The sequence below is a fragment of the Paenibacillus sp. J22FR83 genome (genome assembly GCF_059691955.1).
Genome location: NZ_JCAUAM010000002.1, coordinates 457,731 through 483,459, shown reverse-complemented (window position 1 = coordinate 483,459; position 25,729 = coordinate 457,731). Strand labels below are relative to the sequence as shown.

Here is a 25,729-nt window from a genome sequence, read left to right as displayed (position 1 = left end):
TAGAATGGACACGTCCATCTTCTATACAAAATGACAAGCAGAAAGGAGAGAACTGGTTTCATGTCTTTGGCCATATTAATAAGTAAGCAGTGCCATCTGACTGAACTGGGGAACAATGGCTGACTATTTATCACCTGGAGTCTATGTGGAAGAGTTTGACAGCGGAGCACAACCGCTTGAAGGTGCAAGCACAAGTACGGCCGGGTTTATAGGGCTTGCGCAAAGAGGGGAAATTGAAGGTGTCCCTCAACTGGTTACGAGCGTAGCTGATTTCCACCGTTTATTCGGGAGCTACTTGTCCGAGAATGAATTCGGCGAATATCGTTTCCTTTCTTATGCTGTAGAGCATTTCTACTTAAACGGAGGTAATCGCTGTTTCGTTATGCGTGTAGCGCCAACTGACGCGAAAGTAGCAACGAACAAAGCGGCTTCGAATAAAGAATCGGCAATTATCGAAATTGCTTCCAAGAACCCTGGAACATGGGGGAACCAAGTTCGTATTGTTGTTGTGCCAGCTAGCAAAGCTAAGACGCAAATCTATGAAGTGCTAGGCGAATCACAATATCGTGTGAAAAACAATGCTGGCTTTAACGTAGGCGACGTAGTTGCTTATGAAGCTGCAGGTGTGAAGCAATACAGTAAAGTAGTAGCTTCCCAAGATAACATTATCTCATTGTCTGATGCACTTGATGGTGATGTTGTAGATAGCGGATTGCTACCTGCTAAAGTGTTGACAACAAGTGAATTTACACTTCACGTATTCTACGGTGATGAAGCTGAGACGTATGAGCGGGTATCCCTGAACATTACGGCAGCGAATCACATTGAGAAAATCGTTTCCCGTTCGAACATTATTACGGTGAAGGATTTGACTGAAGGTCAAGATCTTGGCGCAATTGCTCCTTTCGAGGTGCTTTCTGGCGAGAACGAATCCGTTGGCAAATTCCAAATCGCTTTGTCTGGCGGCAGCAACGGTTCTATCGCGAATGTAACGCCTGATATTTACATGGGTGTTGATCGTGGTCCTGGTAAACGTACAGGGATTCAGTCCTTCATCGATAACGATGTTGTGTCCATCATTGCGATTCCTGGTGTAACTGAGCCTACAGTTCAATTATCCCTAGTAGCGCACTGTGAAAACTTGGGCAGCCGGTTTGCGGTTCTCGATATTCCACGCGAGAAAACCAAAGTAGCGGACGTTATGACACACCGCAACATCTTTGACAGCTCTTATGCAGCGATGTACAACCCATGGTTGCAAGTATTTGATCCATTAGACAAACGTAACATTTACATACCGCCATCTGGTTCCGTTATCGGTATTTACTCCCGTTCTGACCAATCCCGTGGCGTTCAAAAAGCGCCTGCGAATGAAGTTGTGCGCGGTGCAGTTGGCTTGGATTGTCAATATAACAAAGGCGAACAAGATATCCTGAACCCACAAGGCGTTAACTTGATCCGTCATTTTGCTGGACAAGGTATTCGTGTATGGGGTGCTCGTACAACATCGTCGAACGGTTTATGGAAATATGTGAACGTTAGACGTTTGTTCATCTTTATCGAAGAGTCCATCAAGAACGGCACGAACTGGGTTGTCTTCGAACCGAATGACGAACAGCTTTGGGCACGTGTACAGCGGACAATTGATGCGTTCTTAACGCGTGTGTGGAGAGATGGTGCTTTGATGGGCGGAAGTCCTTCGGAAGCGTTCTACATTAATATTGGTCGCAGCACAATGACACAAGATGACATCGATAATGGTCGATTGATCTGCGTAATCGGGGTTGCTCCGGTGAAACCTGCCGAGTTCGTGATCTTCCGCATTACTCAGAAAACAAGAGAAGAATAGTCTAACGATAGATATTACGCATATTAGGAAAGGGGTATACTATGGCTGGCGAACGTAGGGATCCATACCGCAATTTTAGATTTAGAATTGAAGTAGAAGGTATTCAACAAGCTGGATTCAGCGAAATCTCTGGATTTGATGCTTCCTTATCGGTAATTGAATACAGAGAAGGAAACGAAACCATCACGCCTCGGAAGCTTCCGGGTCTTGCTAAATACGGTAACATCTCATTGAAATGGGGAGTAACAGACTCCATGGATATGTACAACTGGATGTCAGAGTCCATTCAAGGCAAAATCTCCCGCAAAACGGTCACGATTATCGCGATCAACGAAGAGGGCGGAGATGTAGCTACTTGGCAAGTCATCGAAGCATGGCCATCCAAGTACTCAGCACCAAGCTTCAAAGGGACTGGGAACGAAGTTGCCATCGAGAGCTTAGAGCTTGCACATGAAGGTATGACACGTACGAAGTAATGTTTAGCTAGAGTAGGTGCCGGAGCGTATGTCTCCGGTTCCTAACTCTTCTTTTTGTTAGGAGGCTAGGCTAGAGCCTCATCATTATGAGATTATGCTTACGAAGTCAGTCTTCTGAAGAAAACTTTAAGGAGGTAACAACAACATGGCTTTCAAAACAGAATATGAATTTGAACTTCCTAGAGGGTATGTCGATGACAATGGTACGCTTCACAAAAAGGGTGTTATGCGTTTAGCGACAGCTGCGGATGAAATTCTACCGATGCGTGACCAACGTGTTCAGCAAAACCCAGGCTATTTAACGATCATTTTGCTTACACGTGTCATTACCAATTTAGGGGACCTGCGTGCGATTGATACGCGTGTCGTTGAGAAGTTCTTCACAGCAGACTTAGCATTCTTGCAAAACTTCTATCGCCAAATTAATGAAATGGACGCGCCAAGGGTTCATACAAGCTGTCCCAAATGTGAGCATGAGTTCGATGTGGACGTGTCTTTTTTGGACGAGATGGCGTAACGGGCTACCCCATTGACAAAATATATGAAGAAGTAGGCTTCATTGCTTATTATTTTCATTGGTCGCATGACGAAATTATGTCCATGGAACACCGTGAACGCCGTACGTGGTGCGAGGAAATTTCCCGCATTAACCGTAATTTGAACGAAGAGGGTAAAAAACAGCCAGACAATCCGTTTGATGTGTTTCGGTAAGAGGTGAGTAACAAACAATGGCAAAGAATCCATCCAAATTGCATAATGTAGGTGGCAATTTTCGCTTTCTCGTTGAGCTTGATGGTCTGATCGTCGGAGGATTCTCCGAGGTAACGGGCATGAAGTCAGAGATCGAGGTCAAACCTTATTGGGAAGGTGGCTTGAACACCCATCCACACTACATGATCCAACATACGAAGTACCCGAACATTGTGCTCAAAAGAGGTATTAGCAATTCTAGTGAATTGTGGGATTGGTACAGTAATGCTGCACAGGGTAAGATCAGTCGGAAGAATGGCTCTATTCTTTTGTACAACGTCGAGGGTAAAGAGATGTGCCGTTGGGAATTTACGAGTGCATTTCCTGTGAAATGGAACGGACCTGATCTCAATGCAGGCAACGCCAATGTGGCGATCGAGTCGGTGGAGTTAGTACATGCGGGATTGAAGACGATTTTTAAGAAATAAGCGTAGGATTGCCAAAACTTTTAGGGGGATTGTTCATGAAATCTCGACAATCGCATAAACCCCGTGAAAGAAAGAGTAAGGGATCGTTACGTTCTGCTGTAGGTAAACGCACGTCAACTGTCGGCCAGACTTCTCGTCAAGCGAAGCAATTTGCTTCTGGGATTATGGGGAAGTATGGATTCGATCGGACTAATTATTTAGGGATGTTTGCTCTTATTTTCAAGGGCAAGGGATTATTGACGGACAAGGAATTAGCATCGATACAGAACCCGAGTGATCGGGCATGGATTCTACAATTACAGCTACAGCTGCAAAACTTGAAACATCCAGAATCAGCACCGCTCATTACAAAGCAGCAAACGATTCGGCAAATTGAGAAGTTAGTAACTCAAAGCGGGTATCAAATACCAAAGCAAGTGCTCGTAGATGAAAGTGAAAAAGAAGAAAAAAGAGTGTCCTCTGAACAAATGCCAGCAGCCGTTGATGCGCCTGTTAAGAAGAAGCGGGGACGTAAAAGCAAGAAGGACAAGGAATTGGCAGCCCAAGTCTTAGCTGAACAAGAAATTGTTCATGCTGTTAAACATAATCATACACAATCTAAACAAATAACAATTAACAACGTTAATAAACGAAACTCACCGATTATGCAACGCTCGATGAGGCAGCTCGTTGCTTCGATAGGCATGTTAGCTCATTCTACAAGCAGCAAGATGAATCAACCGAGCCCTACGGTGAATGGCGTTCAACATACAGGTCGAACAACGAATATTAGCCAGAAGACAGTAAATTTATTATTTAAACAAACTTTACGTGAGAATGAGAGCAGCAGCCTAGTCCCTTCTATTGAGAAGGATGGACAAACAACATCTAGAGCGAATCATTTTAATGTTGCTCAGCATGTAGATGCTATTCGAAATACTTCACTTTGGCTCGAACAGTTTCAATCTGGGAAGTTGAGTTTGGGACGAAATGACGATGAGGCTGTTAGTGTTCGTGTATCCCAGCAATCCAAGCTGCCATCGAATCCTTCACTTGTTAATGTGGCTAAATTGATCTTGCAAGATATAACGCACACGCCAATAAGTCATCGCGGTTGGACACAACCAAGTTCATCTATCATGAATGATTATGAGGTGCCAAGAGCGAGATTTGCTGATCCTCAAACATTCGATAATCGGACGCCAATAAAGCTCGGAGAGGGCCCTTTTTCAGAAAAATCATCGCCAAGCACAGTACGCTTTATTCGTAGTTTATTGAGTAAACATGCCGAAGGGCAGGATGTACAAGCTGGTAAACGACAATCCGTCAATTCAGATCAGACAGAAAGTTCTCTACGACCAAGTAGAAATGAATCTGCCATTGCGAAGGGATTTCTTTCTTCTAGCCTACAACCAATGGCGATTAATGCTGCAAGTATTACGTCACGTTTACCTAGATCTATGCATGCTTCCGCCACTTCATCTAGTCCTAGTCGTTCTGGAATGAGGGGATTTGATGCAAGCACAACAACGATTTGGCGTAAAAGTGGTGAGCAACTGGACATTCCTCAGGCACAGCCAACTTCACATGTGTCGCAAGAAAAAGGGACACTAACAGAAGTAATCCAGCGATTGCAACAAGAACGTGATGGAATAAGGTTACAGGAATCGGCGTCAAGTCAGGCAGAAACGATTGAACAACTGCGTTATCAGCAGGAACAGCAGGAAGTACAACAACGGGTACACCGCGAAGAGTTGCAAGAGCAGCAGGAAGTACAACGGCGGGTACAACGTGAAGAGTTGCAGGAGCAGCAGGAAGCACAACGACGCGTACAAAGAGCAGAGCTACTAGAGCAGCAAGAAATTCAGCAACGGAGACAACAAGAAGAGTTTCAAGAACGATTTGGAGTTCAACAACGAGAAGAATCCCAAGAGACTGAGCAAGCTGCGAGGTCAGCCCATGAGCGTGAACGACAAGATTATACACAACGTTTGGGTAGAGATAGTTCCTATGAACGGTCGGGTACACAAGTTACTCAAAGCAATAACGAATCTGGATTACAACGTAATCCTGAAGTGAATTTTGAGCAAGAAGAACAATTCGTGCAACCACAACAGCAGGCTGGGCTGGTAGAGCAAGGTAAGCAAGACCAACAAAAGCAGGATGTGGATGCTGCAGAATCCGTGATTGTGCAACAAGTTGAACAGCCTGTTAAGCGAAAAAGAGGACGACCACGCAAAAACAGCGGTGTCCTACAGACAAGTAAAGAGACAACGAAAGAAATCATGGTCGGTTCTCCTGAGAGTGCACCTAGTAAGACAGATGTACAACTACTAGAGAACATGACTTCTGATGCTGAGACAGAGAGCACGCTAGAGCAGCCCAAAGCAGCTTCCAAATACGTTGAAGTTGTGACGGCTCATCCAAGTCAGGTGTTTAGAAAGCCTGTGCTTATGGAAAATAGGCGAGCAAAAGCTCAGAAAATTCAAAGCAACGAGAGCTGGTTGCAGCAGCTCGTTACCATACAAAGACAACCCTCTCCTACTAACGATTCTTCCAGTAGGAGTACAAATAGTGTTAACCAAGATAGCAAGCAAGTCCTAACTAGTAGGGCTGCTACCCAATTATCTGTGAATGTAGTTAAGCCTGATTTAGGTGCAGATGTGTTGGCTAGATCAACAAGTAGGCTAAGAGAACAGCGTAGAAGCAATCGGCAACATCGTCAACAAGGGAATCGAAGTGAAGATCGTGATAGCCTACATATTCAACGAGAGCTGGGAGTATCAGAAAGTAAAACGCAAAGCGCGCAAGAAGATAAGACTAGATACCAACTGATAAAGCAGGAGGACCAGCTTCAAAGCAATAGGTTAGTAGTGAGTGAGAATCGTCCTATTGCGCAGTTAACTCCTGAGAATGCTGCTAGAATCGCTGGAGCGAGTGTTCGAACTATAGGTACTTTGCTGCCATCAAGTCCTAGTGAGCAGAGAAGTACAACAAACAGAGAAGTTGTTCGACTAATGCGGACTGCATTACGCTCCCCCACAGTCGAAGCCATCAACAATAAGTCAGCAGCTCAACAACAATCTGGTTTACGAGAAGATCATGCAAGAACGGGTCCACAAGGGACGACAATCAGGCATACCTTAGCCGCTAAAACAGCAACAAGGATTGCAGCAAGTAGTATGACCTTTGTGAATTCAGGCAAAGTTGCAAGGGATGGTTCCCAGCAGCTTCAGCGCAGCTTACTACAACCAGCTAGTTTGATTCAAAAGGCGCGTAGTACGGTGTCAACAGAAGCGGAGAGAGAAAATGGGCTGCGCAGCACTGTTGGAACTAGTGAAATACAAACCCGTGTCAAAGAACAAGCTCCTGACAAATTAGTGAATGAAATAACGAGTGTTGGATTTGTTCAATCTGCTAGTCATACTCCACTCGATATCGTTAGACGAATTGGAAGTCCAACTCGGGTTAATCAAGTGAGGGAGCAGCAAGCAAGTATTCAGCGTAAAATTGACTTAGGGCAATTTATTTCACGCAAACCAACGCTTAGTCCTCATACTCAATCGTCTATAACAAATAGCGATGGTGATACTACGATTTCACGCTCAACGGGATCCAGTGTAAGAGTTCAGCTTACGCTCCGAGCTGGACGAATCGAGCATGGCATGGTACCAAGGCGAGCAAATAGTTTGAAGGATGCGCAGCCATTGGAAATGCCAAGCATGGCTGCGCAAGGAAGCACGCAGCGTTTAGTTGATGCTGAGCAGAAGGATGAGAGACAGCAGAATAGTGCTGTAAGTGATGTATTAACAAGCGGACCTGCAACTGGGGACGTTGATGTACAAACTTCTTCGATCAGAGAGAATCTTAGTTCGAGTAGCAGAACGGACGCTCATCATGATCAGCAGAATTCTGAAGCTGCTAGACCAGGCGAATTGCGTCGAGTGGATGGAGAGGTGGACACACAACTCGAACAACCGGCAAGAGAGATTGTCCGTGGGGAGATTGTACAACGGCCGTTTTTCGTTGAATCGAGCAGGCAAACGAATCCGAGCAAGGGAAACGAACATGCAATACAAGCTAGAAGTATAAGAAATGGTTTATTCGGAACTCTCGTTCAGCGCTCATTGGGGATTGCAAATGGTCTTCAGGTAAGAAGAGCTGATCACTCTGGCAATATCCAATCACGAAGTGCATCGGGTGAATGGATACGTAGAAATCTTGAACAAAGATCGTCAGAGGACGGAATTAGGCATAATGCAAGGCAAGTAGTTATAGGTGAGATAGAAGGAAGAATTGACAGAAGAGTTGATTCAGAGCCAGCAGGTTCTGCAAAACGCACTTCTGGAGGAACAATAAGTTCGCCTCTCACTAAACGATCTGTTGACCTAACAAACCGCCAGGTACTTGGTCAGAATACGTTGGAAGCTTCCAATCGAATACAAGGTACAGGATCTAATGGTACTGGCCATCTGCTTCAACGGGCGAGTGAAACAAGAATTAGGCAATTGATTCAACAAGTATCTGCCCAAGCTAGCAGGCAAGTTTTATTGCAGGGTGCGAACGGTGAAGCATCGCCCAAGCGTGAAGCAATCAAATGGAGCGGGGCGCAAGCCGAGCATCTCCAGAGACGCAAAGCCGTCGATGGCAGTGAGCGCGCGCCTATGCAGGAATCACATGGTTCGGAGAACCGCTTGGAAGCGGAACGATTCCAAGTGGATTCGGCAGAGCAAACCATCAGGGCTATGGTGAGCGCGCAGATAGAAGAGCAGCGCGCACAAGGGCTAGAGCCTGCGGCCGCTTCGCGGGCCGCAGAGACGGTCTCGACCGCGCGCGCTGCACGCGCGTCGAGAGCTCGCCAGAGCACGAGCATGACACCGCGTGTCATGCCGCTGCTGGCGAGCAACGCAGGAGCGCTTGGCGCTGCTCCTGCGGGAATGGCTGCGGCTTCGCTTGCCGCAGCAACAGCTGGCGCGCTAAGCGGCGCCAGCATCACGAACAGCAGCAGCCAAGGCTGGGCTGCTGCATTAACGAAGCCGCTGCCAACGCAAGTGCAGCGGCTTGCCAGACCCGGCGACGCCATGCGAAGCGGCGCCGACAACATGCAAGGCACGCCAACGCTAAGCGTGCTCCAGCAATCCCGCACGCAGCAGCCGCCAATCGGCGCGAGCCACCAAGGCACGCCAACGCTGAGCGTGCTCCAGCAATCCCGCACGCAGCAGCAGCCGATCGGTGCGAGCCACCAAGGCACGCCAACACTAAGCGTGCTCCAGCAGTCCCGCACGCAGCAGCAGCCGATCGGCGCGAGCCACCAAGGCACGTCACCGCTGAGCGTGCCGATGCAAACAGCAAGTCAAGAGCACCTTGCCTCGCCACTCAGCATGTTGGAGCATAAACAAGCTCCAACGAGTCAACTGGCGAATGCACCGCTGGAAATGGATTGGCTGCGCACCAAAACGAGCGCAGACTCCGAACCCGCACCAGCAGAGCCAGTTGATCTGGCACCGCCAGAGTTAAGTGAAGGGCAGCTGCAAGAGCTGATTAAACAGCTTCCACAGCTGGATATCTCCAAAATCGCGGACAAAGTATACCGCGAGATTGAGAAGAAAATGAAATTCGAACGGCAACGCCGAGGTATATAGATTTGAGAAGTTACTCGATCTGAAACGATTCAATATGGCAGAAAGGACGGACTCCTATGGCACTTAAGAAAGCAATGATTATTGTACACAAAGGCAGTAAAACAGAAAATGTACAAGTCATGTTTAATCCAGGTGAGTACACAATTGAGACGAACAATAAATATGACTGGAAAACAGTGCCGGGTCTGTCCATGCCAATTGCTCAGTTCGTGAGCGGAGGGACGACGACACTCACCATGGATTTCTTCTTCGATACCTACGAGAAAGGGACGGATGTTCGTCAGTTGACGACGAAGATTTCAGGGCTCCTCGATGTAGAGAAGGAGATCCATGCCCCACCGCTATGCAGATTCGTATGGGGGTCATTGGATTTCAAGGGAGTCGTCGTCGGTGTAAATCAGCATTTCACAATGTTCCTAGATACTGGAGTCCCCGTCCGGGCTAAGCTTAAGGTGACATTTAAATCTACCCTAAGCAAGAAAGATCAGCTGAAGCAAATTCCGCGTCATTCCGCAGATCGTACGAAATTGAAGATGCTGAACCAAGGGGATCAACTGTGGACGATAGCTGCCACGGAGTACGAGGATCCTACGATGTGGCGAGAAATCGCCAAAGCGAATGGGATCGATAATCCAATGAAAGTAGCCACGGGACGCCGCATTTCAGTTCCGAGGTTGGACTAAGCCGATGGCCTTAGATCTGGATACAAGCACTTTTACCTTTGACGACCTGGCCAAAAAGTACAGTGATTTTTACGCGCCTTACTATGATATTAAAGTGGATGGCACGAAGCTGTCGGATGATATCGCACTGGATAATCTACGCGTGGACACAACGATTGACGGCACGGCAGACTCTTTTTCTTTTCGAATAGCGAATGCGTACGATATTACGAAGAATGAATTCCAATGGTTATCTACCTTCACATTAGGTAAAGCCATTGATATTGGTTTAGGTTATTTAGATAAATTTACCCCTGTTTTTACAGGTCAAATCACATCCGTTGTTGTAGATTTCCCAGAAGGCGGAGCTCCGGGTCTCATTGTGCGTGGGATGGATATATCTTATCTCATGATGAAAGGGACGAAGTCTCGTTCTTGGAATAAGAAGAAATACAGCGAGGTCGTTGAAGAAATCGCCAAAACATATGGTTTCAAAACAAATGTGGATGCCACAACAACGGTATTTCCGGCGCTTTCACAAAGTCAGATTAATGACTATCACTTCATTCAAAATTTAGCGAATTTAGTTAACTACGATTTCTTCGTTGTGGGGAAAAATTTGTATTTCCGTAAGCCATTAACGGCGATGACAGCCGTGATGACGTTGGAAATGGGGAAAACACTCCGCAGTTTAATGATAGATCACAATTTAGCCGAGCAAATTACGGGCGTAACCGTACGAGCTTGGGATAATAAAGAGTTAAAAGTTATTGAAGGCAAGTCAGCAAGTGTGACGAAGCTCGGTTCTAATAGCAAGACGGGCAAGGATATTCTAGGCTCCAAAGGTGACTTCATTGAGCATATGTATACGAATGTAACCTCTGTGGAGGAAGCGAAAAGCTACGCAGATGCGATATTAAATCGCCGGGCTATGAAGCTAGTTAGCGGCAGCGGAGAATGCATTGGGATTCCAGAGATTCGAGCGGGGCGCTATATCAAGCTCAGCGGGGTGGGTAAGACGTTCGACCAACCGTATTATATTACGGGAGCGACTCATATTTTGGACGATGAAGGTTATACAACTCGGTTTCAATTGGGAGGGAATGCGGTCTAATGTTCAAAACTCCCGATATTACCATTGGTGGCATTTCCGATTTCGCCAGTCAGAAGATTGGCGGCGTCATGGTGGCTGTGGTTACGAATAATACCGATCCTGATAAAATGGGACGCGTCAAGCTTAAACTGCCGATGCAAGAGACGGAAACAGAGACAGATTGGGTCCGTATTGCGACGTTAATGGGCGGTAAGGAAATGGGCAGTCTTTTTATTCCGGAGGTCGGGGATGAAGTATTGGTTGCCTTTCATTTGGGCGAGCTGCGAATGCCATTCGTGATTGGTATGCTATGGAATCCAAAAAATATGCCGCCAGCACCCGCAGAAAAGAATGATTTGCGCATGATTAAGACCAAATCAGGTCACGAACTGTCTTTCAATGATAAGAGCGGTGACGAGAGTATCACTGTGAAGACCAAAAAAGGCCAGATTATTGAACTGAAGGACAAGGACCAAAGTATTTCGATTGCTGACTCCAGCGGGAACAATAAGATCTTGATTAAAGGCGGCTCGGCGAATGAAATCTCGGTTGTCAGTCAAACCTCGAAGATCACCTTGAACGCCAAAGGAGAGGTCGGCATTGAAAGTACGAAGGAAATTAAAATTAAATCCACACAAATTAACATAGAGGCTTCTGCCACAATGGCTTTGAAAGCAGGAGCGACCTTAGATTTGAAGTCAGATGGGATCATTAATATCAAAGGCAGTATGGTGAAAATTAACTAGAATTAATTTGCGAGGGGCGTGGCGAGATGTCGGAAGCATTTTTGGGACGAGGCTGGAAATTCCCGATTCAGGTTGATCCTGCAACGGGAAGAATTCGAATGTCCGAGTATGAGGAAGACATCGCGGAAGCGATTCGCGTCATTTTGGGCACCACGCAAGGTGAACGTGTCATGCGTCCTTCTTTTGGATGCGGCGTCCAGGAATTTATTTTCGGGCTAACCGACGATACGACTCTTCATTTGCTGCAAAGTAATATAGAAGAAGCGATTCGTAACTGGGAACCAAGGGTTCACGAGGTTGAAGTGAAAGCCATTCCAGAAGCGGACGACCCCGCCAAAGTTATGATTCATATTGCTTATCAAGTTCGTACAACGAACAATTTGTTTAACCAAGTCTATCCGTTTTATTTATTTGAAGGTTCGAAATAGAAAGAGGATGCGGAAGCGATGACGATACGTGCGGAAGAGGAGGTGGAATTGTGCAACCTCCCAAAATTGATCCGAGAGACATAGGGGATCTGATCGCCCAAATGAAGGAAATGGCGCCGTACTATACGCCAGAGTGGCGGTTTACGCCTGAGAATCCGGACCCCGGTTCGGCTTTATTCCTCATGTTTGCGGACATGTTTCATGACAACATTAAACGATTAAATCGGGTACCAACGAAGAACCTAATCTCGTTTCTGAATATGTTCGATGTCACGCTGCTTCCAGCAAGACCGGCCAGTAGTTACTTGACATTTGCATTGAATGAAGGGACGAAAGAATCTGTGTTTATTTCGGGGGGGACGCAAATTGCCGCTTCCATAGAAGCCGATACGATTCTATATGAAACAGCGCGCAGTGCGTTGTTGACACCAGCTGTGCTCTCAAGCATTTATGTGACAAGTCGTAAGCAGGATATTATTGTCCGGATTTCGGATGACTTCTTACTTGCTAGTCGCCACGGTTATGCGTTTCCTAAGCAGCTATTTCGACTTCAGGATGGGGAAAATTTACAGGAACACGGTTTGTATTTGGAGCACAGTTCCCTTTTCACAGTAACTAACCCGGCACGGATCGAGATCGAATTCCGCAACAGTACGAAACGCTTCGAGGAGTTCGGCATGTCCAGCCAACTGGCAGACTCAGAGCTTGTGGAATGGCTGTATGCAACAGCCCATGGTTGGAAGGCGTTTGATGCTGTTGAGTCGCAGGGCAACCGGGTTATTTTGCACAAAAATGTTCATGAAGAACTTGCCCTCAAAGAAGTAAATGGTGTAAACGGCCGTTGGATTCAATGTCGATTAAAGCCACACCAATTCGGTCGTACCACACTCACGGACAGCAGGCTTTCTATGGATCACATCTCCTTCAAAACCGACTATGTAGATACACTTGAAACGGGTGGGATTGCTCCTGATCAGATGTTTTACAATGATATTGATGCAGATCCTTCGGGGTTCTATCCATTTGGTGATCAATTCGCAATGTATGGATCCTTCTATATTGGCAGTCAGGAAGTGTTTACGAAGACGAATGGTGATATTAAGCTGAGCTTCGGTTTGCAGGCGATTGAGAATCGTTTTGGAGCGGAAAATGGGGATCCCATTGACTGGAAAATGGTTATGAAGAAGAACAAGTTCGATAAGGCACCTGTTGTGCATGTGACGGTTCTTCAAGTGGCTTGGGAGTATTGGAATGGTACGACATGGGTACGACTTGATGTGGGCAAGGACGCGGAGAAGCTCTTCTACTACCCTGTACAGCAAAAAGTGCGTAAGGAAATTGCATTCCGTTGTCCGCCAGATCTTCAGGCTACTTATGTGAACGGGAATGAGAACCGCTGGATCCGAGCCAGGATCCTACATATCGAGAATGCTTATATCGCGCAGGCTTTATATCTATCTCCTTGGATTGACGAAGTAGCGCTGACTTATCACTATGAGGATCGACTTTATCAAGCTGATCGTTGTTTGTCCTTTAATAACACGGTTTTCGAAGAGAGAACGAAGCATAGCCGTCAATTGGCAGGCGGATTTGAACCCTTCCAGCCTTTGGAGGGCAGCCATCCAGCCTTATGTTTTTCTTTTGATACACCGCCAGTGAGAGGTCCTATTTCGATATTCGTCTCGATAAAACAACAACGATTCTCGGAGTATGACGTGCCTATGCTGGAGTGGGAGTACTTGCGAGCAGGTTTGCTCCCAGGAACGCCACCAGAGTGGGTGCCACTCAAGGTTATTGATGAAACGAAAGGCTTGACGCAAAGCGGAACGGTGCAGTTCGTGGGTCCTTCTGATTTTGCCGGCGTCTCACTATTCGGTCAAGAAGGTTACTGGATTCGGGCTACGAATCGGGATGATATCTATGATGATATGACAGGACGCGTACAGATTCCGACGATTCAAGGCGTGTATATGAATACGGTTCATGTCCTGCAGCAGGAGACGATTACCGGTGAAGTTCCTGAGGTCAAAGGACTGGAAGAACTGGAGTATCAGCTAGCCAGACAGGGGATCGTGTCAGAAGAAGTATGGGTAGATGAGACTGAATTCATTACAGAAGAAGATATCTTGGAATACGAGTTATCTGGCACTCCTCTCATGGACATTCGACGCGATTCAGAGGGCAATATTCTGCAGGTATGGGTGCGTTGGACATCTGTTCGTGATCTGACGTTATCGAGCAGCCGAGATCGGCATTATGTGATTGATCACACCTTTGGACGCATACGTGTTGGAGATGGTGTCCATGGGATGCACCCGCCGAAGGGTGGATTGGAGCAACTAAGGGTCACTTACCAAGTTACAATGGGTCAGATCGGCAATGTCGCTGCTCGTCAGATTAATCAGATGCAGGATTCGATTGCTTTTGTAGGTGAGGTGTATAACCCTGAGCCCGCATCGGGTGGTTGTCAAGCCGAGAAGCTGGAATCTGCGCTAGTGCGGGGGCCAGAGCTGTTGAAGCACCGTAACCGAGCTGTTTCCTCCAAAGACTACGAGTGGTTGGCTAGGGAAGCCTATCCGAACATTGCGAAGGTGACATGTATTCCGAATCGAAATGCGTATATGAAGAAAGAAATCGGAGCGATGACGCTAGTTATTTTGCCAAAAGAAGGCCAACAAGGCAGTTCAACGTTTCCTGAACTCAAAAAACAAGTAGAGCGATTCATTCTGGGGCGTGCCTCGAGTTTGGTTGCTTTCCCGGAACGCTTGCAGGTGATTGAGCCGGTATATATGGAAATTTCGGTTTCGGCTATTGTCGCTGTTGAAGGAATGGATACGGTCGTTCTCACGGAAATTCAGGCCATTGAGAAGTTAAATCGATTCCTTGACCCGTTAACGGGCAATTTTGATAATAAAGGTTGGGCGATTGGGGCACAGATTCATCCTTCCGTCTTTTATGCGCTGCTAAAATCGATTCGGGCGATCAGCCATGTCGAAAAGCTGTATATGTCTGTCTTCAAAATTGAAGACGGCGAGCGCGTGGAGCTGGACGTTAATCGTCTGCCATCGCTGCCGCATGGCATTATTGTGAGCGGAAAGCACAAGGTCGTTGTGAACGTACTTTAGGAGTAAAACAATTAGCGTACGCTTAGAAAATTTTAAGGAGGTGAGCACAAGTAAATGCTGCCCATACCTAATTTAGATGATCGCATGTTTGAACAAATGGTGATGGAGGCGCGGAAGTCGATTCCGAAGCTTTTTCCAGAGTGGACAGATGAGAATGAGCATGATCCTGGGATTACGCTGCTAGAGCTGATGTCATGGATGACAGAGATGCAGCAGTATTACCTGAATCGGGTGACGGAGCGCAGTGAACGCAAGTTTCTCAAACTGTTGGGAATTCGTCCTCGCGATGCGGTATCTGCCGTATGTGATGTGACATTTACTGGCGCTACGCAGCAACTTGTGCTCCCTAAAGGGACGCCGCTGTCTGCGATGGATTTGCGTTTTGAAACGCAGGCAACCCTACAGCTGGTCCCGGCTGCATTGGAGAAAGTGCTCGTACGTACGGAAACGGCTGCTGCTGACTATACATCGAACAATCAGGCTAAAATTGCTTATTACGCCTTCGGTGCGGATGCCCGTAAGGGAGCTCATCTGTATCTTGGTTTTGATCAAGCGTTGCCTCTGGACACGGAGATATCGATCTATTTTAATCTCTTTGATCGCTACCCTGTGATGGTAAGTCATCAGGCAGAGAAGCTGGCACCGATGATTTCATCCGCGAAAGTCGCTTGGTCTTTCGCAGGTGGAGACGAAGAGTCTGAGAGTTGGTTGCCGATTGAACCGAAAAGCGATACCACAGTTCATTTATCGCAAAGCGGGGAATTCAAATTCTTCATTACATCAGAGATGAAGCCGATGTCCTTGTATCCGGCAGATGATCGTGGCCGTTATTGGCTCTGCTGTACACTGGAAGAGGACGGCTATGAGCTGGCTCCCAAAATTGAGAAGATTACGCTCAATGCTGTTAAAGCAGTTGAGCAGGAAACTTTCAGCGAAGTGACGGCTTTCAATTCTTCGGGGGAGCCAGATCAGAGCTTTGAGCTGAGCTCGTATCTTGCTTACAACGGCCTGCACACGATTCAGGTGCAGGACGAACACGGCCATTGGCGCGACTGGCACACGGTCGCTGACATAAGCACCTGCGGGCCATCGGACCTCTGCTGCGAACTGCAGCAGGATTCGGCCCGTGGAACGACCCGTCTTCGCTTCGGCGACGGGGTGCACGGCAGTATCCCGCCGCAGGGTGCGAAGCGGGTAAGGCTTGTTGCTTACACGGCTGCTTTTGACTACAGCCGGTATGTAGGAGGCAGCAAAGGTCTGCCTGGGCAGACCTTTGAGATCAGCCGCGGCCGCGTGTACAAACCTAGCAGCATGCTGCTGCAGGTTGGATACCGCCCGCGGGGCGAAGACAGCTTCGTCTGGGACGACTGGACGGCCGTGGATGACTTCGATAACTCGAAGTCGACGGACCGCCACTACGTCTACGACGCCGCTGCAGGCACGATCCGCTTCGGGAATAACGAAGCGGGGTTAGTGCCGCGCAAGTCCGGGGAACCGAATATTCGGTTCCTGGTCTTGCAGGCAGGCGGGGGCGTACGAGGCAACGTGAAGGACGGCCTCGTGACGGGGCTCACGGCTTCGCCGGCTGCGCCGAGCGTGAGCGTGACGAATCCGTTCCCGGCGCGTGGCGGCCTGGAAGCGGAGACGCTCGCGCAAGCGAAGCTGCGCGTGCAGCGCGAGCTGGCTGCGCCAACGCGCGCGGTGACCGCGGAGGACTACGAGGCGCTCGCGAAGGCGGCGCCGGGTCTCCGCGTCGCGCGGGTGAAGGCGATCCCGCTGTATAAGCCGGGGATGCGGGATTTCCCACGGGTATCGGCGCCAGCGCAGATGACCGTGGTGGTTGTGCCTTACAGCGAGAGCGACAAGCCCAAGGCTGGCAAGGGCTTTTTGCAGACGATCAAGCTGCATCTGGATCGGCATCGGTTGTTGACAACAGAGCTGCATGTTATTCCAGCCGAGTATATTAAGATCACTGTTCACGCTGTCGTAGTGATGGAGCCGAAGTATAAGAACGAGCAACGGCGCATCGCGCTCGAGCTCCGCAATCTGCTTCAACCCATGGATCACGGCCAAGGTGCGGAGGGTTGGCGTTTTGGACGGACCGTGTATAAGGGAGATATTTACGGCGTCATTTCCCGCATCAAAGGTGTCGTGTATGTGCAGGACATTTGGCTCGATGCCGAAGGCACCGGCTTCCACAAGGATGGCGCTGGGGATATTCATATCCCGCCATATGCGTTAGTCTACTCCGGCAAACATGAGATTGAGACAATCAGTCAGACGGATTTGTAGCTGCAAAAGTGTAAGTAGACTAGAAGTGCTTCCCCAACTACCCGCCGCCAAGTTGATGAATGTGCGATAGAAGTAGGAGTATAGTCACTTAAGAAGCTAACTTTCAATTAACTGTAAAATCTACAGCTAATTTCTCCGTATCACCTGTGATTTAGCGATTAGATGGAAAAAGTACAGCTAATTTGAGCGATATTGTCCGTTTTGTGGGTTTTAGCAGAAATTAACTGTAGGAAATCCATCTATTGCTCACAAATGGAGTAAATCAGCAAAATTAGCTACATAAAATCCATTTAATTTGTTGGGAGCGGCGGCGAATAGGTTAGGCGGTATTGGTTTAAGTTGCAGTTGCAGTAGTAGTAGTAACCCTACAAAATTGAAAAGAGGTGACGAACGATGCAGGATGGACAAACGTTTTTTTCGCTAAACAAGAGAATGGATTGGGAAGAGGGCTTTGATGCGAATGTGCATATGCTGGAGCAGGGGTTTTCGATTCAGCAGTCGGAGAAGTATAGCATTCATCGCATCGTTCGCACGGACGAGCTGGATGGGATTCCGCCTATTTGCGATATGACGGTGGGGCCTGGGCGGAAGCTGATTTTGTTGGATGAGTCGGCCAATGTGTGGATTTACGATGACGAGAGTCGGCATAGAGAGTTACTGTTTCGTCATGGTCACGAGTTATTCAGCTCGCAAGCGATGCTTGCCTCGATGTCGGATCTACTTGTGATTGCAGATAGTAGTGAGAGTACGGAGAGAAGGCTTGCTGTATACTCCATCTCGAATGGTCAAACCATGTGGGCGGTTCACAATTGGGAAAATTTAAGTTTATATCCCCTATCCCTGAATACGAAGCTTCAAACCGCGAATACGCTATTTATAACAGTTCCTTTGGACATTGCGGTTGGTATGAATGGAAGTCCCGAAGTCCCGAAGGACGGTCGGATTGGCATTATACAGTGGAACTCCGCCGGTGAGGTGATGCGTGTGTATGAGCATGATGCACATCGTATGCCAGAAGCGATTCCGATTTCGAAGCTGCAGGATCGCTTCTATACGGCGGCCGCAGACGGCACAATTGCGCTGCTGGATAACCAGCTTCGGTCGGTGACGGTGTTCCATGAAGATGGGCGAGATCCGTTCCATTTCCAATTGGAGCAAGAGGGGCGATTTGCCGGCATTTCCATTGATACGAATCATAATCTCTATATAGGGGATAGCGGATACGCGCAACAAGAAGGTGTGACGGAGCGGTTTATTTTAAAATATAGAGGCAACGGCACCACATTGGATAAGGTCACAGGTTTCCGGGGACGAACAGATAAATTAGTACTGGATAGTCGCAATCGCATGTATGTGTTTGATCGAATTAGCGGCCAGATTAGCTTGTTGGATCTTCGAGCACGAACGATGCTGCTAGAGGATACCCAATTGCCGGAGGCTGTGTACTTCTCAGCTGACCTAGATACGACGGAGACGGAGACGACATGGCACAAAATACGACTGGAAGCCGATATTCCAGAAGAGACGCAGGTTCGGTTCTCGTATTATGCTTCGGATGAAAGCGAAGGGATGGTTGATGGAGATTATGTCAATCTCACCAACTATTTCACGGATCCAGACATCTCGGTCAAAGAGAAGCTAAGAGCGACGCGTAGTCTCTGGTCAGAGCCGATTCTAAATCCCAAAGATGCGCTGCTAATGCATGCGAAGGGACGATATCTCTGGTTCAAAATCGAGCTCATCGGCAGTGAGCAGAAATCACCTTTTATTCGTAAGTTGAGAGTTTACTACCCACGTACCTCGCTGATTGCGTATTTGCCGCCGATGTATCAACAGGATGAGGAACATAGCCCTTTCCTGGAGCGATTCTTAGCGATGTTTAGTACGTTTTTTGACGATATGGAGGATACGATTGATCGCATTTCAAGTCATTTTGATCCAGATGCCGTATCGGGGCCGTACTTGGAATGGTTGGGCGGTTGGTTGGCCATTACGGAGCACGAAGCCTGGGGTGAGAAGAAGCTAAGAGAGCTCATTAAGCGGGCACCTGAGCTATATAAGTTGCGAGGGACGCGCGAAGGTTTGATGAATATGCTGCAAATTTATACGGGCGCTGAGCCATTCATTTTAGAATATTTTCAATTTAAGCAAATGCAAGAAACGTCGGAACTGCGGCAACTTTTCACCCAGTTATATGGCGATAATCCGTATACCTTCTGTGTGTTGTTAAGGCCAGAAAGTGTACGTACAGATGAACAGCGCTTAGTGATTGAGCACATTATTGAAGATCAGAAGCCGGCTTATACCGAAGGCAAACTGATTGTACTGCAACCTTGGATGTATGCGGATATGCATACGTATCTAGGTATTAATACGTATTTGTCTGAGCCTACTTTGTTAACCCTTGATCAGCGTTCGTCCATGCCTTACAACACCGTGCTGATTGATGTGGATCGTGATAAACGGATGGATATCCATACGCGCTTGGGACTAGATTCCGAAATCGAATAATAAATGGTAGAGAAGGTGAGGGTATCCCTATGAAAAAATCACGTTATTACCCGTTTGAACGCAATCGGTATTTCTATGGGAAGCTGCTGACGGTCAGAGATTTCGAGTCTGAGCAGAAATATTTCAATGATAAACGCCGTATGATGAATCGCTTGCTGCATGGTTCTGGCGTTCTAACCGGATTGCAAGTTGTAGCCGTGGATGAGAAGTCGGTTTCGGTCGAGATGGGTGCTGCCATTGATGCCCTGGGACGGGAGATTGTCGTGCCATCCCCGATGACGATGAAGTTGTCCATGATGGATGGGTTCAGCAATAACCAGTATGCTAAGAACGTCTACCTCTGTATTGCTTATGATGAAAAGGAAAAAGAACCCGTACACGCTGTAGCGAACTCTTCCGTCCGTTCGGACGAAATTAATGATTATAATCGTGTGTTGGAAAGCTATCGTCTGTTTATCCGCGAGGATGCGCCGGACCCAGCTTCATTGCCGCTAGCTATGTTGTCAGATCAGACGATTGTCCTGTATCAGGATAAACAGGTACGCGTCCTGCAAACGACACCACGCTATGTGAATCCAGGACAATTGTTCGAGATGACGCTGCGTTTTGAGAAAACGCTGAAAGCGGGCAGATTGTCCTTCCAATATGAGCTTGATGCACGTCGCGTAGAAGCGATCAATGGGACGACGATTGTGTTCCAAGAGCCGCAAGATGCGCAAGAGAGCGAGTATGAAATGAAAGTGCTGCTTCGTGCTGATAGTACGACTGCTGTGAAAGCTGTAGTCGGTGTGAAAGCAGGAACAGGGGCTTTGAAGCTGGATGATCGGCAGCTGGAGCTTCAAGCACAATCCATTGGCGAAATTAGCATTGTGACCGAAGCGGTGAAAGAGCGGTTGATGTCGGATTTCGTGAAACAATCCTTGGAAGCTTCGTTGGAAGCCCCGTCAGAGCCGTGCATTTATTTGGCCAAAATATGTTTAATCCAAGTCGGACCGACTTACGTCATAGAAACGGTTGAGCAAGTACCGTTCGGTGAATACGTCTACAATACGTCGGTCATGTACCGACTCGGTCAAGCCAGTCAATATCGGGAAGAAACGTCCGGTCAATTCGTAACGAAGTCCAAAGTGAAAACGTTGGCTCCCGGGCAAATGCCAGAGTTAAACGTCAATTACAACCCTCTGATCAGCGAGTTGTCGTTCGATTTGGGGATTCCAGCTGGCGGTGGCAGCGGGATTGCAGGCATTGTAAGCGGATATGTCGACATTCCGATTGAACCTTTTACGAAAATTGCTGTGTCCCCATTCGGGAGAGCTATGAAGAGCTTCTATTCTGGTGAGATTGTGCACGGACTCGGTGAAGGCAACGTGTTGATCATCACAAGCTTAGAAGAGCAAAGCGGCGATGCGTTCTCGGATATTCTTTCAAGTGGAGACCGCGTATATGGCGGGGCTTCGGAAGTGTTTAAAGGTAGTGAATTTGAGCCGGATTCACCTGAAGTAAAGATCGGAACGATCGCGTACCCGCAAAAGGGTACATTCCGTATCGGCGTGAAAGTGCAGCAATCTGGTGAGCAAGGCAATGTACGTGTGCGTTGGTGGGCATACAGTGCCGAGATGGCAGGCGTCGTGCAAGGTAGTGGCGGAAGCGGAGATTCCTTGGACGAAGCGTTGTCGGCCATGAGGGAAGCTGCTTCGGCAGGTAGTGACACGGAGTAGGTTGATAGGACCGTTCTGAACAATTTCAATTGTTCGGGACGGTCTATTTATTTATGTGGTGAGTTAGCCCTAGGGTACTAGACGAACTTAGTACTATGAAATGAGCCTGATATCGTCGAAAATGGATGATAGGACAATAATATTCCACTAGGGGAGTGTGATCTCATGAATTCTGTTTATATAACGAGTATCGGGAAATTTCTGCCAGGTACACCCATTAATAACGATGAAATCGAGGAATACCTTGGGAAAATAGGTGGAAAGAGTTCGAAATCGATGCGACGCATTCTTGAACAGAACCGAATTCAAACTCGTCATTACGCCATAGATAAAAATCAAAAGAGCCTGTATTCAAATGCTGAAATGGCGAATCATGCAATTCGCGATGCGCTCGAGCGGAATCACGACGATTTATTTAACCAAGTAGACTTTCTAGCTGTTGGTACGACGCAGGGCGACTTATTGGTGCCTGGTTTTGCCAGCATGGTTCATGCCGAAACCGGTCTGCCTGTTATGGAAATTGCGTCACAACATGGCGTCTGCGGCAGTGGGATGCAAGCTATCAAAAATGCGTACCTGCAGGTGCAGACAGGTGAGAAGAAAGCCGCGATCTCTTGTGCCAGCGAGTTTCCAAGCCGCGTTTTTAAACATACGCGCTTTGAAGCGCAGGCCAAATTCATGGATCGACCGATTCCATTTGATACGGATTTCCTTCGTTTCATGTTGTCTGATGGCGCGGGTGCCGCCGTGCTGCAGCCGAAGCCAAGCGATCAGGGTTTATCCCTCAAAATTGAATGGATCGACAATAAATCGTACGCCAATCTCTACGATACTTGTATGTATGCAGGCATGAACAAAGAGGATACGAAGGAAAATCAACTAGGTTGGCTTGATTATGCTTCTATTCACGAGGCGGCAAATGATGGGGCTATTAATTTGAAACAAGATATTCGCCTAGTTAATGAAATGCCGAAGGTGGGGGTGAAACGGTTTTTTGAACTCGTCGAAGAGGGGAAAGTAGATCCTTCCTCCATTGATTGGATGGTTTGTCACTACTCTTCCCATTATTTCCGTGACGAAATTTTCCGTCTTATGCAGCTTGGCGGCATGACCATTCCGGCAGACAAGTGGTTTACGAACCTATATACGAAAGGCAATACAGGGGCCGCCTCTATCTATATTATGTTGGAGGAACTGCTCAACGAAGGCCATCTGAAACCAGGCGAAAAAGTGCTGTGCATGGTACCGGAGAGCGGGAGATTTCAGACTTCGTATATGCTATTAACGGTAGTCGGTACAGGTAATGAGACGGCTACTGAGTCCATGGAGAGACAGCCAGAAGCGCCACATTTGGAATATGATCATGCGAATCTAGTACAGTCTCATTTGGTCCGGCAGTTAGTCAACATTTGGATTGATTTTGAACAAAAGCTTGCTCACGTTCCCATTATTCATAAATTGTACAGGGGCAAATTTACACTGGAAGATTACATGCTGCTCATGGAAAATATTCGTCAACAAGTGATTGACGGGTCACAGTGGATCGCACGTGCAGCTTCGTACATCACGATAGATAACATTGATCTGCGCTCTATGTTTATTGCCCATGCCCGCGACGAGCATCGCGACTTTCAAATACTAGAACGCAATTACGTGGCCGTCGGAGGAAATCTTGCGGATATTCAATCCGGTGAGAAAAATATTGGCAGCGAAGCACTATCCGCCTATTTGTTTCAGCGGGCAAGCCGCGAGAATCCTGTGGATCTGATGGGGGCGATGTGGATTATTGAAGGCTTGGGATGTCGAATGGCGAGGTACTGGGGAGAAGCTATTCGTGATCAACTCGGCTTAAACGATGATCAAGTATCATTTCTACTCTATCATAGCGACTCTGACGAGAAGCATTTCGAGCGCCTAGAAGCAGGGATTCAGCATCCGATGCTCACAATGGAAATTGCTGAACGGATTATAAAAACGGCGAAAACGACAGCACGATTGTATCTATTACAATTAGAGGAGCTGGGGAACATATGAGTAAGGCCGATTATTTTAATCATATGCCGCATGATAAGCAAGATCCGAATCCATTCCTTGCGATCTACCTTGATCAAAGCATTCCCTTTAACGAAGAAGCGAAAGCCTCCTATTTAAAGGATTGCTCGAGTCGATCCAGGCAATTCCTGCTTCCTGTTCTAAGACCGCTTTCTCGGCTATTGATTATACTTTTCCAACTATACAAGATCATTTTCCCAAAAGCCTTTACGTCATCTAAAATGCTGCATCGTTTCTTGTACTGGGGCATGAAAACATTCGTGAGTCCAGACGCCAATTATATGATTCTACGTCATTTTTATCTGGGATCTGAAGTACTGCAATTTATCCGTGATAACATTCCAGGTGTTCAAGTAGAGATGAATCCACTGAAGCCGACGAATCTTGAACCGATCAAAGACGATTTGTTTCTCATTCATGATCTCAATTTATACAATTTTGTCATCAATCTTAATAAACAATTACGCGAGAAACATATTGAGGTGATGAAGCAGGAGCGGCTTAATTTCGATGCGATTACGTCAAGTCGCATTCCTATTGAAGAGATGCCTAATAGACGGTCCAATTTTCTCGATCTCATGACTGCTATCGAGTGCTTTACGCCTGTCTACCAGTTTTTTCTGACAGATAACGATTTCTGGCGAGCAACGAATTCGTTACAACTCGATGAGACGATTGGGATATTAGCCTCCAAAGTGATCGGTAGTAATGACAGGCTGGCTTTGATCAACAATAAGCACCCGATGGTTCCGCTCTCGACGCTTCGAGCCGGTTTTCGATTAGTGCTTCATGGGCTTGCGACAGAACAACTTCATGCCTTACTCGTGGAGTTAAAGCACAAACAGGCAGCCTAAATTGGGAGCCTGCACATAGATTAGGAATAGAGGCCGATGCGATTACGCAAAGGCCTCTATTCATTTACTCTTGGGAGTGCTATTTCAGCGCGTCTTGGACAAGCTTGTTGTTTACGAAGTTTTTGAAATCGACAGATTTCTTAATGAACCCATTGGAAAGCAGTAATTCAGCTGTTTCTTGCTGCGCTTTCTCTGTTTTGTCTGAATAAGGCTGAAGATCAAGAGTAGAGTTGTTTAATAGTGTTTTCATCGTATCTACAGGAACTTTCTTCAGGTCGGAGAAAAGTTTGGCCGCATCATTCTGGCTGTCTTTCATCCAGCTCGCTGCTTTCTTGTACTCCTTGAGATACGCAGTGACAAGGTTCGGATGCTTGGATAAGAAGTCGTTTTGTGCGATTAAGGATACTGGCGATAGAATGCCTTCATTATCCCATGCAATAGATCGCGCCTTGCCGCTGCCTAGTTGAATAGTGGTGTTCGGATCCCATGCCACCCAAGCATCCAATTGTCCGCTTGTGAAAGCAGCAGCTGCGTCGTCTGGTTGTAAATTAACGATCTCTACGTTATTCGGTTGTAATCCATGTGCTTTCAGTAACTTTAGCAAGTAAACGTGAGCAGTCGTGCCTTTCGCTAGAGCGACTTTCTTTCCTTTCAAATCTTCCACACTCTTAATTGGGCTATTCGTAGGTACAATAAGGGCATTACTCTTGCTGCCTTCCGAAGTTAAACCAATGATTTGGAAAGGTAGACCAGAGGACAACCCACTGAGCGTAGCTCCATCACCTAAGAAAGACACATCAACGCGTCCCGCAACTAGCGCTTCTAGAAGAGGCGGACCGCTTGGAAATTCACTCCAAACTACTTCGGCATTCTCCTTCTTGAAAGCCTCTTGTAACCAACCTTTTTCTTTCAATACGATGAGTGGAGAAATGCCTGCATTAATCGCAACATTGACTTTTATTGGATCCTTAGCCGCTGCTGTTGCAGCAGCGGATGCTTCCTTCGCATCACTGCTTTTTGAAGCGCAGCCTGCCAGTAAGGAGAGTGAAAGAAGAGCAGCAGCAGCTAGATGAATTGGTTTACGAAATGGAAATGTGGACATAGATGAACCCCCCGTTATTTGT

Annotated in this window: 17 protein-coding genes; 16 read left to right on the top strand and 1 reads right to left on the bottom strand. The window is 47.3% G+C overall.

Annotated features, from left to right (window positions below):
- Positions 1 to 115: 115 nt before the first annotated feature.
- The 16 genes from AC58PV_RS05580 (at position 116) to AC58PV_RS05505 (ending at position 24,605) form a co-directional block, all read left to right on the top strand.
- Positions 116 to 1,849 carry a phage tail sheath family protein gene (locus AC58PV_RS05580; RefSeq protein WP_497431275.1) on the top strand — a complete coding sequence of 578 codons (1,734 nt, stop codon included), beginning with the start codon at positions 116 to 118 and terminating at the stop codon, positions 1,847 to 1,849.
- A 41-nt stretch (positions 1,850 to 1,890) separates the two neighbouring features.
- Positions 1,891 to 2,325 carry a phage tail protein gene (locus AC58PV_RS05575; protein WP_056612231.1) on the top strand — a complete coding sequence of 145 codons (435 nt, stop codon included), beginning with the start codon at positions 1,891 to 1,893 and terminating at the stop codon, positions 2,323 to 2,325.
- Positions 2,326 to 2,470: 145 nt separating this feature from the next.
- Positions 2,471 to 2,842 carry a hypothetical protein gene (locus AC58PV_RS05570; RefSeq protein ID WP_068664310.1) on the top strand — a complete coding sequence of 124 codons (372 nt, stop codon included), beginning with the start codon at positions 2,471 to 2,473 and terminating at the stop codon, positions 2,840 to 2,842.
- 11 nt (positions 2,843 to 2,853) lie between these two features.
- Positions 2,854 to 3,036 (top strand): DUF6760 family protein, encoded by a 183-nt coding sequence (locus tag AC58PV_RS05565; RefSeq protein ID WP_081787256.1) that lies wholly within the window; start codon positions 2,854 to 2,856, stop codon positions 3,034 to 3,036.
- 17 nt (positions 3,037 to 3,053) lie between these two features.
- A complete protein-coding gene (locus AC58PV_RS05560; protein WP_497431274.1) occupies positions 3,054 to 3,503 on the top strand; it encodes a phage tail protein in 450 nt (149 codons plus the stop codon).
- A gap of 35 nt (positions 3,504 to 3,538) precedes the next feature.
- A complete protein-coding gene (locus AC58PV_RS05555; RefSeq protein ID WP_497431273.1) occupies positions 3,539 to 9,124 on the top strand; it encodes a hypothetical protein in 5,586 nt (1,861 codons plus the stop codon).
- A 56-nt stretch (positions 9,125 to 9,180) separates the two neighbouring features.
- Positions 9,181 to 9,807 carry a CIS tube protein gene (locus tag AC58PV_RS05550; RefSeq protein WP_497431272.1) on the top strand — a complete coding sequence of 209 codons (627 nt, stop codon included), beginning with the start codon at positions 9,181 to 9,183 and terminating at the stop codon, positions 9,805 to 9,807.
- 4 nt (positions 9,808 to 9,811) lie between these two features.
- The gene (locus AC58PV_RS05545) at positions 9,812 to 10,900 is read left to right on the top strand and encodes a phage late control D family protein (RefSeq protein ID WP_497431271.1); all 1,089 of its coding nucleotides are present in this window, start codon (positions 9,812 to 9,814) and stop codon (positions 10,898 to 10,900) included.
- A complete protein-coding gene (locus AC58PV_RS05540; protein ID WP_497431270.1) occupies positions 10,900 to 11,625 on the top strand; it encodes a phage baseplate assembly protein V in 726 nt (241 codons plus the stop codon). Before AC58PV_RS05545 ends, AC58PV_RS05540 begins: the two co-directional genes overlap by 1 nt.
- Before the next feature lie 26 nt (positions 11,626 to 11,651).
- Complete coding sequence (locus AC58PV_RS05535; protein ID WP_068664321.1) at positions 11,652 to 12,053, top strand: GPW/gp25 family protein; 402 nt, start codon at positions 11,652 to 11,654, stop codon at positions 12,051 to 12,053.
- Between the two features lie 50 nt (positions 12,054 to 12,103).
- Positions 12,104 to 15,178, top strand: coding sequence for a baseplate J/gp47 family protein (locus AC58PV_RS05530; protein ID WP_497431269.1), 3,075 nt, complete (start codon positions 12,104 to 12,106; stop codon positions 15,176 to 15,178).
- A 54-nt stretch (positions 15,179 to 15,232) separates the two neighbouring features.
- Complete coding sequence (locus tag AC58PV_RS05525; protein ID WP_497431268.1) at positions 15,233 to 17,470, top strand: putative baseplate assembly protein; 2,238 nt, start codon at positions 15,233 to 15,235, stop codon at positions 17,468 to 17,470.
- Between the two features lie 393 nt (positions 17,471 to 17,863).
- The gene (locus AC58PV_RS05520; RefSeq protein ID WP_497431267.1) at positions 17,864 to 19,981 is read left to right on the top strand and encodes a phage tail protein; all 2,118 of its coding nucleotides are present in this window, start codon (positions 17,864 to 17,866) and stop codon (positions 19,979 to 19,981) included.
- A 29-nt stretch (positions 19,982 to 20,010) separates the two neighbouring features.
- Positions 20,011 to 21,699 carry a hypothetical protein gene (locus AC58PV_RS05515; protein ID WP_497431266.1) on the top strand — a complete coding sequence of 563 codons (1,689 nt, stop codon included), beginning with the start codon at positions 20,011 to 20,013 and terminating at the stop codon, positions 21,697 to 21,699.
- Positions 21,700 to 21,864: 165 nt separating this feature from the next.
- Positions 21,865 to 23,733: a 3-oxoacyl-[acyl-carrier-protein] synthase III C-terminal domain-containing protein gene (locus tag AC58PV_RS05510; RefSeq protein WP_497431265.1), complete on the top strand. Its 1,869-nt coding sequence runs from the start codon at positions 21,865 to 21,867 to the stop codon at positions 23,731 to 23,733.
- A complete protein-coding gene (locus tag AC58PV_RS05505) occupies positions 23,730 to 24,605 on the top strand; it encodes a DUF6999 family protein (RefSeq protein ID WP_497431264.1) in 876 nt (291 codons plus the stop codon). Before AC58PV_RS05510 ends, AC58PV_RS05505 begins: the two co-directional genes overlap by 4 nt.
- A 79-nt stretch (positions 24,606 to 24,684) precedes the next feature.
- Here the strand turns inward: AC58PV_RS05505 and AC58PV_RS05500 are convergent, their stop codons facing one another.
- Complete coding sequence (locus tag AC58PV_RS05500; protein ID WP_497431263.1) at positions 24,685 to 25,707, bottom strand: aliphatic sulfonate ABC transporter substrate-binding protein; 1,023 nt, start codon at positions 25,705 to 25,707, stop codon at positions 24,685 to 24,687.
- Between the last annotated feature and the right edge of the window lie 22 nt (positions 25,708 to 25,729).